We start from the raw sequence: 13,046 nt of genomic DNA, 5'->3' as shown, positions 1-13,046 counted from the left end.
GGCTCAGCGCGCGCAGGCCCCGGTGGACCCGCGCATCACCAGCTCCGGCTGGAACATGAACTCGCCGCGCTGGGCGGCGTTCCCGCCGACCTCCTCCAGCAGCGCGTCCACCGCCGCCGTGGCCATCGCCTCGACCGGCTGGCGGATCGTGGTCAACGGCGGCTCGGTGAAGGCGATCAGCGGCGAGTCGTCGAAGCCGACCACCGACACGTCCTGCGGCACCGACAGCCCGCGCTGCCGCACCGCCCGGATCGCCCCGAGCGCCATCATGTCGCTCCCGCAGACGATCGCCGTGCAGCCCTTGTCGAGCAGCGCGCCGGCCGCCGCGTGTCCGCCCTCCACGCTGAACAGCGTGTGGTGGACGAGGTTCTCGGCCTCCTCCCGGCCGAGCCCGAGCACCTCGCGCATCGCCGCCGTGAAGCCCTCGATCTTGCGCAGCACCGGTACGTACCGGCGCTGACCGACGGCCAGTCCGATCCGCTCGTGCCCGAGTTCGGCCAGGTGCTGGACGGCCATCCACATCGCGGCGCGGTCGTCCGGCGAGATGAACGGCGCGTCGATCTTCTCGCTGTAGCCGTTGATCAGCACGAACGGCACCCCGCGCCCGGCCAGCCGGGCGTAGCGGTCGTGGTCGGCGGTGGTGTCGGCGTGCAGCCCGGAGACGAAGACGATGCCCGCCACGCCCCGGTCCACCAGCATGTCCACCAGTTCGTCCTCGGTGGACCCGCCCGGCGTCTGGGTGCACAGCACCGGGGTGTAGCCGTGCCGGCTGAGCACCTGCTCGATCACCTGGGCCAGCGCCGGGAAGATCGGGTTGCTGAGCTCCGGCGTGATCAGACCGATCAGCCCGGCGCTGCGCTGGCGAAGGCGGGTCGGCCGCTCGTACCCGAGCACGTCGAGTGCCGCCAGGACGGTCTGCCGGGTGGCGGCGGAAACGTTCGCCTTGCCGTTGAGCACGCGGGAGACGGTGGCTTCGCTGACCCCCGCCTGCGCCGCGATGTCTGAGAGTCGCGCCGTAGTCACGGTCCCAGAGCCTATTCCAACCACGTCAGACCGCCCACCAACCGGTGCTGTCCGGAGCGAGCACCGTCTCGCCGCCGTCCACCACGAGGTCGGTCGAGGCGAGCAGCAGCGTGCCCGGGGCCGCGATCCGCACCGGCTCGCCGGTGGTGTTCACGGTGCAGACGAAGGCGCCGCGGCGGAACGCCAGGGTGCCCTCGGGGCTCTCCAGCCACTCCACCTCGGTGCCGGCGCCGAGGTCGGGCTGCGCCCGGCGGACGGCCAGCGCGCTGCGGTAGAGCTCCAGGGTGGAGTTCGGGTCGCCGGTCTGCGCCTCGACGCTCAGCTCGGCCCACTCGGCCGGCTGCGGCAGCCAGGACGGCCCGCCGGCCACCGGGCCGAAGCCGTACGGGGCCTCGGTGCCGGACCACGGGATCGGGACGCGGCAGCCGTCGCGGTAGCCGTCCTGGCCGGCCTGACGGAAGAAGGACGGGTCCTGGCGGACCTCGTCGGGCAGGTCGGTGACGTCCGGCAGGCCGAGCTCCTCGCCCTGGTAGACGTACGCCGAGCCGGGCAGGGCGAGCATCAGCAGGGTGGCGGCGCGGGCGCGGCGCAGGCCGAGCGCCCGGTCGCCGGGGGTGCGGATCTGGGTGCCGAGGCCGGGCTCGTTGGCGAACCGGGTGGCGTGCCGGGTGACGTCGTGGTTGGACAGCACCCAGGTGGTGGGGGCGCCGACCGGACGCATCGAGTCGAGCGAGAGGTCGATCACCTCGCGCAGCGCGGCGGCCTCCCAACCGGTGCCCAGGTACTGGAAGTTGAAGGCCTGGTGCAGCTCGTCGGGGCGGACGTAGTTGGCGGTGCGCTGGACGGTCGGGGTCCAGGCCTCGGCGACGCCGATCCGCTGCCCCGGGTACTCGTCGAGGATCGTGCGCCAGCTGCGGTAGATCTCGTGCACGCCGTCCTGGTCGAAGAACGGCATGACGTCGTTGCCGAGCAGCTTCAGCTGGTCGGCGCCGCCGAGGTCGGGCAGGCCGGGGGCCTTGACCAGGCCGTGGGCGACGTCGATGCGGAAGCCGTCCACGCCCATGTCTAGCCAGAACCGCAGGATCGAGCGGAACTCGTCGGCGACGGCCTGGTTCTCCCAGTTGAAGTCGGGCTGCTCCGGGGCGAACAGGTGCAGGTACCAGTCGCCGGGGGTGCCGTCCGGGTTCTCGCTGCGGGTCCAGGCCGGGCCGCCGAAGATGGACTCCCAGTCGTTGGGCGGGAGTTCACCCTGCTCGCCCTTGCCGGGGCGGAAGTGGTAGCGGTCGCGCAGCGGGGAGCCGGGGCCCTCCCGCAGGGCGCGCTGGAACCACTCGTGCTGGTCCGAGGAGTGGTTGGGGACGAGGTCGACGATGATCCGCAGGCCCAGGTCGTGGGCGTCCCGGATGAGGGCGTCGGCGTCCAGCAGGGTGCCGAACATCGGGTCCACGGCGCGGTAGTCGGCCACGTCGTAGCCGGCGTCCGCCTGCGGCGAGGCGTAGAACGGCGACAGCCAGACCGCGTCCACCCCGAGGTCGCGCAGGTAGGGCAGGCGGCTGCGGATGCCGGGCAGGTCGCCCATGCCGTCGCCGTTGGAGTCGGCGAAGCTGCGCGGGTACACCTGGTAGATGACCGCGTCCCGCCACCAGCCTCTGGACGCGCTGCCAGTCACCGAAGCCAGGGCGGCCGCCTCGTGAGCGGTGTCGGCGGCAGGCCGGGAGGTGTCGGCCAGGTTCTGGGTCATGGACGGTATCCCTTGGGGACTAGAGGAGCGGACGGCGCCGGGACGTGGAGGCGCGTGACGACATGGTTGCGAGTGGCGGCGTGGCACGTGGCTGCGAGTGGCGCGTGACGACGCGGCTGCGAGCGGTGCGTGACGACGCGGTGGCGCGCTACGACTTGGAGGCACCGGCGGTCAGACCGGTGACCAGGTGGCGCTGCACCAGGTAGAAGAAGGCCGCGGACGGGATCGCGATCAGCACGGCGGTCGCGGCCATCAGGTTCCACTGGGCGTCGTGCTCGCTGACGAAGGTCTGCAGGCCCACGGCCAGCGTGTACTTGTCGGAGCTGAGCATGAACGTGGAGGCGAACGGCACCTCGGCCCAGTAGGTGAGGAACGAGTAGAAGGCCGCGACCGCCAGGCCCGGGCGGGCGAGCGGCAGCACCAGCCGCCAGAAGGTGCCGAACGGGCTGAGCCCGTCGACCCGGCCGGCCTCGTCGATCTCCACCGGGATGGTGTCGAAGTAGCCCTTCAACAGCCAGGCGCAGTACGGCACGGTGGTGGTCGAGTAGACCAGGATCAGGCCGGTGTAGCTGTCCAGCAGGCCGAGTTCGGAGAGCATCGTGTACATCGGCACGATCAGCACCGCGATCGGGAACATCTGGGTGACCAGCAGCGACCACATCAGCGGCTTGTGCCCGGGGAACTTCATCCGGGAGACGGCGTAGCCGGTGGTGGCGGCGAGCATCACGCCGAACACGGTCGTGATCCCGGAGACCAGCAGGGCGTTGCCGAACCAGGTGAAGAAGTCGGTGTCGGACAGCACCTGCTGGTAGTTCGACAGCGTCAGCTTGTCGAGGATCCCGCCGGGGTGGAGGTAGTCGGTCTTGTCCGGGCCGAGCGAGACGAACAGGATCCACGCGACCGGGAACAGCGCGATCAGGCCGGCCAGGATCAGGGTGCCGTGGGACAGCGCCCGGGCCAGCGGGCTGCGCTCGCCGCGGCGGCGGACCTTGGCGGGCCGGGCCGCCGGGGCCGGGGCCGCCGCACGGGCCGGGAGTTCGGTGGTGGTGCTCATCGGGGGTACCTGCCTTCGTGGGTCAACTGGGTCCGGGGCCTCAGCCGTTGGCCTGCTCGTTGCGGGCGAGCCAGCGCCGGTAGAAGGCGGTGAAGACGATCAGGATGGACAGCAGGATCACGCCGTAGGCGGCGGACTGCGCGTAGTCCCGCGGGATCTGGCCGAAGCCGAGGCGGTACGCCCAGGTGACCAGCAGCTGGGCGTCGGGGGCGCCGGTGCCGAACAGCAGGAAGATCACGTTGAACTGGTTGAACGTCCAGATCACGCCGAGCAGCACGACCGTGGAGGAGACGGAGCGCAGCCCGGGCAGGGTGACGTACCGGAAGCGCTGCCAGGCGGTGGCGCCGTCCATCTCGGCGGCCTCGTACAGCTCGGCCGGGATCGACTGGAGGCCGCCGAGCAACGAGATCATCATGAACGGCACGCCGGCCCAGGTGTTCACCATGATCGCGGCCGCCTTCTGCGCCCACGGCTCGGTGAGCCAGCCCGGCTCGGGCAGGTGCAGGAAGGAGAGGATGCTGTTGACGACGCCGCCGTCGGCGAGCATCAGGCGCCAGGAGAAGACGGTGACGAAGGTCGGTACGGCCCACGGCAGGATGAGCAGCATCCGGTAGGCGGCGCGGCCGCGCAGTTTCTGGTTGAGCAGCAGCGCGAGGCCGAGGCCGAGGGTGTAGTGCAGGAAGACGCAGACGGCCGTCCAGGCGATGGTCCAGACGAAGTGCGACCAGAAGCGGTCGTACGAGCCCGGGCCCCACAGGATGTCGGCGTAGTTGTGGAAGCCGACGAACTGGTAGCTCGCCGGGATCTCGTTGACGCCGATCTTGCGGGCCATGTTGAGGCTGTTGGCGTCGGTGAGGGTGAGCCAGATGCCCTCGGCGAGCGGGTAGAGCACCAGCACGCCGAGCACCAGCACGACCGGGGCGATCATCGCGTAGGCGTACCAGTGCTTGGCGTAGGAGCGCTTGACGCGTTCCAGCAGGCCCGGACGCTGCTCGCGCTCCCGGCTGCCCTTGCCGGTGGCGCCCTGCACGGCGACTGACATCGTTTGCACCTTCTCGGGGGGATTCTCGGGGGGAGCCGACGACCCGGGCCCGCCGGGCGGGGGCGACAGGTGAGGTGCGGCGCCGAACCGCGGACGGCGAACAACTGACAGATGATGAAATCTGTTCTCTGTTATTCGTTCGCCGTCACGCGTTCGGCCGTTCCTCGTCCGCTGTCATCCGTCGGCCGGCGGGCCGGGCACAGGGACTACTTGGCGAAGCCCGGCAGGAGCTTGGCGTAGTCGGTGGAGACGGTGTTCAGCGCGTCCTGGGTGCCCGTGCCCTGCACGGCCTTGCCCAGGTTGGTGCTCAGCGAGGCGAACAGCGAGCTGTACTCGGGCAGTTCGGGGCGCGGCTTGGCGCTGCTCAGCACGGCCTGGAAGCCGGCGATGCCCGGGTCGGCCTTGACGTCGGCGGTGAAGGCGTCGGAGCGGGTCGGCAGGGTGGAGTTCTTCTGCGCGATGAACGCCTGGCTCTCGGCCGAGGTCATGAAGGCGGCGAACTTCTCCGCGGCGGCCTTGTGGGCCTTGTCGGCACCCGCGTACACGGCGATGTTGTGACCACCGGTGGGAGCGGCGGCCTTGCCGCTGGAGCCGGCCGGGACGGCGGCGATGCCGAGGTTGTTCTTGTCGGCGAAGGCCGAGCCCTTGTAGATGTTGGTGATCTCCCAGGGGCCCTGGACGATCGCCGCGACCTTGCCGCTGTTGAAGGCGTCCATCATGTGGGCGTAGGCGTCGGTGGTGACGTCGGCCTTGACGGTGCCGGGCGAGGTGAACATCGTCTTGTAGGTCTCGACGGCCTTGACGGCCTCCGGCGAGGCGATGCTGATCTTCTTGCCGGCGGCGTCGACGGTGTCGGTGCCCTCGCCGTACAGGAACGGCATCGCGTAGTAGCCGTCCGCGGCCTTCAGCCAGAAGCCGTCCACGCCGGCCTTCTCCTTGACGGCGGCGGCGTCGGTCTTCAGCTCGTCCCAGGTCTTCGGCGCCTCGGTGATGCCGGCCTTGGTGAACAGCTCCTTGTTGTAGAGCAGGCCGAGCGTGTCGGTCACCAGCGGGACGCCGTACAGCTTGCCCTCGTACTTGGCCTGCTGGATCAGGCTCGGCTGGAAGGCGGAGGTGTCAGCGGCGGCCGGGGTGCCGTCCAGCGGCTCCAGGAAGCCGGCCTTGGCGAAGGCGGCGGTCCAGCCGACCTCGGAGCGGAACACGTCCGGAGCACCCTTGGCCCCCATGGCGGTCTGCAGCTTGTTCTGCGCCTGGTCGAACGGCACGTTGACGAAGTCGACCTTGACGGTCGGGTTCGCAGCCTCGAACTTCTTGACGAGCTCCTGGTAGTTCGGCGCCTCGTTGGTGGCGTTCGACGTGTCCCAGTACGTGAGGGTGACCGGCCCGTCGGCCTTGCCGTCGGAGCTGGAGCCGCTGCTGCCACAGGCAGCCATCGAGACCGCGAGGGCCACAACGAGGGCAGAGGCCGCGATGCCACGCCGCATGAGAACTCCTAGGGAGGGTGGGGGTGCCCGAGATGTTCCGAGACAGGCGCATAATGGCTGCCTCGTGCCGACCGCACCGTTGCTGCCGTCGGGCTCGGGAAGGAAGTTAACAGCGGCGCAAGAGGGACGGAAAGTCCTTGCAGCAAGTTTCTGCAAGAAACCGCGATCGTTACGCCCGCGTGTCCTGGACGTAGCCACTCGGTAGTTGACGGCGCCGCCGATTGCCCCGGTTCGCCCGATTCGCCCCTCCGTGAGCTGGCCGACGGAACCACCCTGCGTGGCCGGAAACGCTCTGCAGCAGACTGGACGCATGCGAATCAGAGCCGTCACCAGGGACGAACTTCCGCTGCTCGCCGAGCTGGAGCGGGCCGCCGGCGCACCCTTCGCCGCGATCGGCATGCCGGAGATCGCCGAGGACGAACCCCCCGCGCCGGAGGAGCTGGCGCACTACCTGGAGCGGGGCGTCGCCCTGCTCGCCGAGGCCCCCGGCGGAACCGTCGCCGCCTACCTGCTGGCCGAGCCGGTGGACGGCGCGCTCCACATCGAACAGGTCTCCGTGCACCCCGACCACGCCCGCCGCGGCATCGGCCGGGCGCTGATCGAGCACCTCGCCGAAACCACCGACGCCCCCGCGCTCACCCTCACCACCTTCGCCGAGGTCCCCTGGAACGCCCCCTACTACGCCCGCTGCGGCTTCCGGCCGCTGGCCGAGGAGGAACTCACCCCGGGCCTGCGGGAGATCCGCCGCAAGGAGGCCGAGCACGGCCTGGACCGCTGGCCCCGGCTCTGCATGCGCCGGGACCTGCGGCCGTAGCGCCGGCCCCGGCCGGTCACTCCTCCTGATCGGCCCCACCGATCGGTCCCGCCGATCGGTCCAACCCGTCGGCCCGTCCCACCGGTCCTACCGATGGGTCCCCAGCCGGAGCACGGTCGTCGAGCGGAACTCCTCCCCCGGCCGCAGCTCCGTGCTGGGGAACGCCGGATGGTGCGGGGAGTCCGGGAAGTGCTGGGTCTCCAGGGCGATTCCGGCGAACGGCCCGTACGGAACGCCGCTCGCGCCGGTGACCGCGCCCTGGAACTTGTTCGCCGTGTAGACCTGGATGCCCGGCTCGGTGGTCAGCACCTCCAGGGTGCGGCCGCTGACCGGGTCCTCCAGCAGCGCGGCCCGCGCCGGGGCCCCGTCCGCCGGCCGGGCGCGCAGCACCCAGTTGTGGTCGTAGCCGCCGGGCCCGGCCAGCTGGGGGTGCTCGTCGTGCACCGACTTGCCGATCGGCGTGGCCGCCGTGAAGTCGAACGGCGTGCCGGCCACCGGCTCGGTCCGGCCGTACGGGATCTGCCGCTCGTCGGCCGGGGTGTACGCGTCGGCGTCCAGGGTGAGCAGGTGGCCCAGGACGTCGCCGCTGCCTTCACCCGAGAGGTTGAAGTACGCGTGGTTGGTCAGGTTGACGACGGTCGGCTTGCTGGTGACGGCACGGTAGGCGATCACCAGCTCGCCGGAGGCGTCCAGGGTGTACGTGACGGTGACGTCCAGCGCACCCGGGAAGCCCTGGTCCCCGTCCCGGCTGTGCAGCGCCAGCCGCACCCCGCCCTCGACCGGCTCGGCCGCCCACATCCGGTGCGCGAAGCCGTCCGGACCGCCGTGGATGGTCATGCCGCCGCCGGTCGGAGCGAGCCGGTGCTCCTCGCCGTCGATGGTGACCGCCGAGCGGTCGATCCGGTTGGCGTACCGGCCCACCACCGTGCCGTAGTGCCGGGCCGGGCCGAGGATCTCGGACAACCGGTCGGTGGCCAGCAGCAGTTGGGCGGAGCGGCCGGAGCGGTCCGGCGCGCTCAGGGTGTGCAGGGTCGCGCCGAGGGTGAGCACACTCGCCTCGTACGGGCCGGCCGTGAGCGTCCAGCGCTCGATCGCGGCACCCGCGCCCGAAGGGTCCAGGGGCTCCTGCCGCACGCTGATGGACTCGCTCGCCATTGGCCTGCTCCTCACTGGCGGCGGGCGTTGCACCGCGGCCGCCCGGTTCCGGTCCGTCGAGGGGTCGCCGCGGCAGCCCCGTGTCCGTCAGCCTAGCGACGGCGGCGGCAGCGGGGGCGCTTCCACCAACCCACGCGCCGCCGTCCATCACCGCACGCCGGGCGCCGGCCTTCGCGCCCGGCAGAGACCCCTCCGCGCCCCTCGCCGTCCCTAGTCGCTCAGGTCCCCCAGCCGCCCCAGGTCCCGCTGCTGCGGCGGCAGCCCGAGCGCCGAGGCCAGGCCGTCGGGCCCGCTGCCCGCCTTGCGGTAGACCGCCGCCAGCCGCCGGTTGACGATTCCGATCGGCACTCCGAGCTCGTCGGCGATCCGCTGCGGCGGCACGCCCTGCACGGCCCGCTTGGCGACCTCCCACTCCGAGCTGCTGAGCGTCTCCAGGGTGTCCCGGAAGTCGCGCAGCCCCACCCGGTTGGGCCGCAGGCCGTAGTTGGCGAGCTCCTGCCGCGCCCGGTCGACCAGCCCCTCCGCCGAGCAGTGCTGGGCCAGCTCGATGCCCTGGTACAGGCACTCCTGGGCGTCGTCCAGCCGACCGACCCGGCGCAGCGCGGCCCCGAGGTCGACCAGCGCGACGGCGTGCTCGTAGCCGGCCGGGGACTGCCCGAGGTACATCACGGCCTCCTCCAGCAGCTCGACCGCCTGTCGGCCGTGCTCGATCCGCGCGTACAGCCGCAGCGCACTGCCGATCGCCGAGGCGGTGCCGAAGGTCCGCGCGTCATGGACCGCCTTCTGGGCGTACTCGCGGGCGCGCTCCGGCTCGTCGTCCGCGATCGCGATGGCGAGGTGTCCGGCCCAGGGCGCCCAGACGGTGTTGCGCCAGCCGCGGATCTCCAGCTGGCTGCCGGCCTCGGTGAGCGCGGCGGCCGCGCCCGCGTTGCGGTCCTTGGCGACCAGCAGCTTGCCGTACAGCGAGGCGGCGTCCGGCAGCACCATGGCCGTCGCGTGGTACGGCGGGTGGAAGCTGCAGTCGTTGGCCAGCTTCCAGGCCTCCTCGATCCGACCGCGGGCGATCAGGGTGTCGACCAGCACGCCGATCGCGTCCCAGGCCAGCGGCAGCCTCTTCCCGATCCGCTCGGAGATGCGGTGCGCCCGGCGCAGGAAGTCCTCGGCTTCGGCGAGCAGGCCGCGGCGGAACCGGGCCAGTCCCATCAGGAAGTAGGCGAAGCCCCGGTGGGCGCCGCTCCAACCGGCGATCTCGAACTGGATGATGGCGTCCGCGGCCAGCCGTTCGGCCTGGGCGATGCGGTCGTTGTAGATGTACGTGAGGCAGAGCATCGAGGGCAGTTCGAAGCCCCAGGTGGTGTCGGTCCACCCGAGGCCCTTGGGCAGCCGACCGCCGTCGAGGACCTCGTCGGCGAGCGCGAGCGCCTCCGCGGACGGGGCGCCGCGCAGGGTGAGGTCCCAGGCGCGCATGGCGAGTACGGCCCTGGCGGAGGCCTCCTTGCCGTTCAGGCTCCGGCACATCTCGCCGAGCCGGGCGGAGCGGCCCGGGCCGTCCTCCTCGGACTTGCGGAAGGCGTGCCACATGAACGAGGCGGCCTGGAGCCGGCGGCGCCCGGCCGCGTCGGCGGTCTGCTCGGCCTCGCGCTGGCAGACCAGGGCGGCTTCGCCCAGTTCACCGGCGTGGGCGAGCACCTCGGAGAGCCGGAAGGTGGCGTCCACGCGCAGTTCGGGGCGCAGCGGCGCCTCGTCGGGGTCGAGGGCCAGCTTGAGCTGGTTGACGGTGGCGACGGGGTCGGTGAGCAGTGCGGAGCAGCCGAGTTCGTACATCACCTCGGCCTTGATCTCGTCGGCGGGCGGCTCGTTGAGCGCGCGGTGCAGACACCGCTGGGCGGCCTCGGGGGCGCCGATCAGCTGGTGTTCGATGGCGGCGCGGCGCAGCTTCTTGACGATCCGGTCGTCGCCCTCGCCGGCGTGGGTCTCGACCAGGTGGCGGGAGGCGGCGAGCAGGCCGAGTCCGGCGTTCTCGATCTCGGCGGCGGCGATGCCGTGCATGCCGAGGCGGGTGGCGTCCGGCATGGTGTTGTAGATGGAGCTGGCGATCAGCGGGTGGACGAACTCCAGGTTCCCGTTGGGGGTCTGGGTCAGCACGCGCTGCTTGCGCAGCTGCTTGATGGACTCGCGGGCGCCCTCGGTGCTCTGGGTGGAGATCCGGGTGGCGAGGTCCACCCGGATGTCGGTGCCCAGCATCGCGCAGGCCCAGGCGTACCGCAGCGTGCTGGCGCCGAGCCGGTCCAGCCAGCTCTTGAGGGTCATCCCGGTGGCGTCGACGGCGAGTTCGCGCAGCTGCCGGGAGTTCTCCTCGACCGGTTCGAGCTCCTGGTCGCGGACCTGGTCGAGCAGGGCGATGACCTCGAACGGGTTGCCGTTGACGACGTTCCAGAACTCGTAGCAGAAGGCCTCCTCGGCCTTGTCGCCGAGTTCGGCACGGATCATGTCGGTGACCGAGCTGAGGTTGAGGCGGTTGAGCTCGTGCTTGCGCGCCTTGAGTCCGAGGACGGCCCGGCGGAAGTCCTGGGTCTCGGTGGGCCAGTCGCTCTCGTCCTCGCGGAAGGCGAAGACGAGCAGGACCGGAAGTTCACTCGATCGGATGGCGAATTTGGTCAGCCAGGAGAGTGACTCCCCGTCCGCCCAGTGCAGGTCGTCGACGATCATCACCATCGGCGCCCGGCGCGGCGCGAGCTGGGTGAGGACGTAGTCGAGGCCGTCGCGCACGCCCTGCGGGTCGAGGCGGCGGGCGCCGGCCTTGGGCTGCTTGAGGCCCATGGCCGGTCCGACGACCTCCTCCCAGGTGCCCATGACCTGGCTGAACACGTCCGGCGGCAGGTCGCTGAGCACGGGCTGGAGCAGTTGCCGCAGCACGTGGTACGGATCCTTGAACTGCCGTTCGCCGCCTCGGGCGAAGAGCACGGTGGCGCCGTCGCGGAGCTTGGCGAGCCGCCGGACCTCGTGCAGCAGACTGGTCTTGCCGATGCCGGGGCGGCCGGAGAAGGTGAGCAGGTCACCGATCTCGGTGCCACCTGCGGCGAAGCCGCGGCAGAGCTGGTCCACGGCGGCCTCCACCGAGCGCAGTTCGGCGTCGCGGTCGTGCAGCCGGACCCGGGGCGCGGTGCCGTCGCCCTCGTGGGCGGAACCAGCACCCGCCCGAATTGCGTTCTCCTGCTCGGTCACCGTCGTGCCTCCGCCTCGCCCGCTCGCGTCACAGCTCCATCACTGCGTGGAGCCGAGGTTAGCGCCGCACGGCCCTTCCCGTGGGGCATTCGTGCAGGCTGGGGCGGACGGTGAGGGTTCGGACGGCTTGTCAAGGGCAACTGCCCTATATCCCTAACGTCCGATCATTACATCAGATACCCTACGGCCTTCGAGGTTCGGATGATCTTGCGGAACCCACCCTCACCGCCCGCGCCTCGCCGCGTCAACTCCCCCCACCATCAGCGCTCGAACAAAAAGCGCCCCCAACCTCCGCTGCACCGGGAGTCCGATGTCTGACGACACCTCACTTCAGATTCCGTTCCCGCACCGCCGCAGTCCGCACGGCCCGCGCGCCACCGCACTGCACCGGGACTGGCTCATCCGCCACCCCCTGCTACCCGACGCCGACCACCCCGGCTACGCCCACTGGGAAGTGGTGGACCTCGCCGCGCTCGGCTACCCGGACGCCGGTCCGGACGAACTCGCCCTGGCCGCCGACCTGATGGGCTTCTACTTCCTCTTCGACGACCAGTTCGACGGCCCGCTCGGCCGCCGCCCCGCCGAAGTGGCCCCGATCTGCGAACGGCTGATCGCCGTCCTGCACGGCGCCCGCCCCGACCAGGACTCCCCGGTCGAGACCGCGTTCGCCGACCTGTGGGACCGCAGCGTCCAGGGCATGCCGGCCCGCTGGCAGGCCCGCGCCGCCTACAACTGGGAGTACTACCTGGCCAGTCACCCGGCCGAGGCCGCCGGCCGGATCTCCACCCGGCCACCGGACCGCGACGGCTACCTGGAGCTCCGACGGGGCACCGCGGCGATGGAGACCATCTTCGACATGGTCGAACGCCTGGGCCAGTTCGAGGTCCCGGCCGCCGTCCTGCACCATCCGGTGCTACGCCAACTCCGACAGCTGGCCGCCGACATACCGTCCCTCAGCAACGACGTGCGCTCCTACCCGCTGGAGGCGCCGCGCGGGGACGTGAACAACCTGGTCATGATCGTCCAGCGGGAGCGGTGCTGCTCGGCCGAGGAGGCCTGCGCGGCGGTCATCGCCGAGGCCCAGCTGATGGTCGACCGCTGCGCCGAGCTGCGCGACCGACTGCCGGACGTCCACCGCGAGTTGGGTCTCTCCCGGATCGAACGCACGATCGCCGAGCGGTACGCGGACGGACTGCTCACCTGGCTGGCCGGCTACCTCAGCTGGGAGGCCCGCACCGGGCGGTACCACGCGGTCTGACCGGCGCCCGCCCCGAACCGCCCGACGGGCGTACGGCGGCACGCCCCGGGAGCGCCGCCCGGGCCACGCGGCGGCGTGCGGCGGCACGCCGCGGGAACGCGGCCGGCCCGCGCGCCCCGCGGTGATCAGGTTCCGGGCACCCGCGGCGGTCCGCTCCGGGGCACCCGCGGTGATCAGGTTCCGGGCACCCGAGGCGATCGGTTCCGGACTCCCGTCGGCACGCCCCGGGGAGCGACCGGCGGACACACCC

Annotated in this window: 9 protein-coding genes; 2 read left to right on the top strand and 7 right to left on the bottom strand. The window is 71.6% G+C overall.

The features are described 5' to 3' along the window. Positions 1–3: 3 nt before the first annotated feature. The 5 genes from ACFU6K_RS13685 to ACFU6K_RS13665 all read right to left on the bottom strand — a co-directional run bounded on the left by ACFU6K_RS13685 (position 4) and on the right by ACFU6K_RS13665 (position 6,344). A complete protein-coding gene (locus ACFU6K_RS13685) occupies positions 4–1,023 on the bottom strand; it encodes a LacI family DNA-binding transcriptional regulator (RefSeq protein ID WP_181970866.1) in 1,020 nt (339 codons plus the stop codon). 25 nt (positions 1,024–1,048) lie between these two features. Beyond that, positions 1,049–2,764, bottom strand: coding sequence for a glycoside hydrolase family 13 protein (locus ACFU6K_RS13680; RefSeq protein ID WP_380662872.1), 1,716 nt, complete (start codon positions 2,762–2,764; stop codon positions 1,049–1,051). 148 nt (positions 2,765–2,912) lie between these two features. Further along, positions 2,913–3,818: a sugar ABC transporter permease gene (locus ACFU6K_RS13675; RefSeq protein ID WP_380662870.1), complete on the bottom strand. Its 906-nt coding sequence runs from the start codon at positions 3,816–3,818 to the stop codon at positions 2,913–2,915. 40 nt (positions 3,819–3,858) lie between these two features. Further along, positions 3,859–4,860, bottom strand: a complete 1,002-nt coding sequence (locus ACFU6K_RS13670; RefSeq protein ID WP_380662869.1) for a carbohydrate ABC transporter permease — start codon at positions 4,858–4,860, stop codon at positions 3,859–3,861. 206 nt (positions 4,861–5,066) lie between these two features. After that, complete coding sequence (locus ACFU6K_RS13665; protein WP_380662867.1) at positions 5,067–6,344, bottom strand: extracellular solute-binding protein; 1,278 nt, start codon at positions 6,342–6,344, stop codon at positions 5,067–5,069. 310 nt (positions 6,345–6,654) lie between these two features. On the opposite strand from ACFU6K_RS13665, the gene ACFU6K_RS13660 reads away from it, so the two are divergent. Further along, positions 6,655–7,158: a GNAT family N-acetyltransferase gene (locus ACFU6K_RS13660; protein WP_380662865.1), complete on the top strand. Its 504-nt coding sequence runs from the start codon at positions 6,655–6,657 to the stop codon at positions 7,156–7,158. Positions 7,159–7,245: 87 nt separating this feature from the next. Here the strand turns inward: ACFU6K_RS13660 and ACFU6K_RS13655 are convergent, their stop codons facing one another. Both ACFU6K_RS13655 and ACFU6K_RS13650 read right to left on the bottom strand, forming a co-directional pair. Continuing rightward, a complete protein-coding gene (locus ACFU6K_RS13655) occupies positions 7,246–8,313 on the bottom strand; it encodes an aldose epimerase family protein (RefSeq protein WP_380662864.1) in 1,068 nt (355 codons plus the stop codon). A gap of 210 nt (positions 8,314–8,523) precedes the next feature. After that, complete coding sequence (locus ACFU6K_RS13650; protein ID WP_380662862.1) at positions 8,524–11,538, bottom strand: ATP-binding protein; 3,015 nt, start codon at positions 11,536–11,538, stop codon at positions 8,524–8,526. Positions 11,539–11,848: 310 nt separating this feature from the next. Here ACFU6K_RS13650 and ACFU6K_RS13645 point away from each other — a divergent pair, with 310 nt between their 5' ends. After that, the gene (locus ACFU6K_RS13645; RefSeq protein ID WP_380662861.1) at positions 11,849–12,796 is read left to right on the top strand and encodes a terpene cyclase; all 948 of its coding nucleotides are present in this window, start codon (positions 11,849–11,851) and stop codon (positions 12,794–12,796) included. Positions 12,797–13,046 lie beyond the last annotated feature (250 nt).

Source organism: Kitasatospora sp. NPDC057512 (assembly GCF_042802135.1).
Lineage (GTDB): Bacteria > Actinomycetota > Actinomycetes > Streptomycetales > Streptomycetaceae > Kitasatospora.
Note: the sequence above shows the minus strand (reverse complement) of the source record. Positions and strands in the feature narration are given on the sequence as shown.

Excerpts from the sequence above, each read along its gene's own strand:
- ACFU6K_RS13655 (WP_380662864.1), bottom strand. The coding sequence starts at position 8,313 with ATGGCGAGCGAGTCCATCAGCGTGCGGCAGGAGCCCCTGGACCCTTCG.
- ACFU6K_RS13670 (WP_380662869.1), bottom strand. The coding sequence starts at position 4,860 with ATGTCAGTCGCCGTGCAGGGCGCCACCGGCAAGGGCAGCCGGGAGCGC.
- ACFU6K_RS13675 (WP_380662870.1), bottom strand. The coding sequence starts at position 3,818 with ATGAGCACCACCACCGAACTCCCGGCCCGTGCGGCGGCCCCGGCCCCG.
- ACFU6K_RS13645 (WP_380662861.1), top strand. The coding sequence starts at position 11,849 with ATGTCTGACGACACCTCACTTCAGATTCCGTTCCCGCACCGCCGCAGT.
- ACFU6K_RS13660 (WP_380662865.1), top strand. The coding sequence starts at position 6,655 with ATGCGAATCAGAGCCGTCACCAGGGACGAACTTCCGCTGCTCGCCGAG.
- ACFU6K_RS13665 (WP_380662867.1), bottom strand. The coding sequence starts at position 6,344 with ATGCGGCGTGGCATCGCGGCCTCTGCCCTCGTTGTGGCCCTCGCGGTC.
- ACFU6K_RS13680 (WP_380662872.1), bottom strand. The coding sequence starts at position 2,764 with ATGACCCAGAACCTGGCCGACACCTCCCGGCCTGCCGCCGACACCGCT.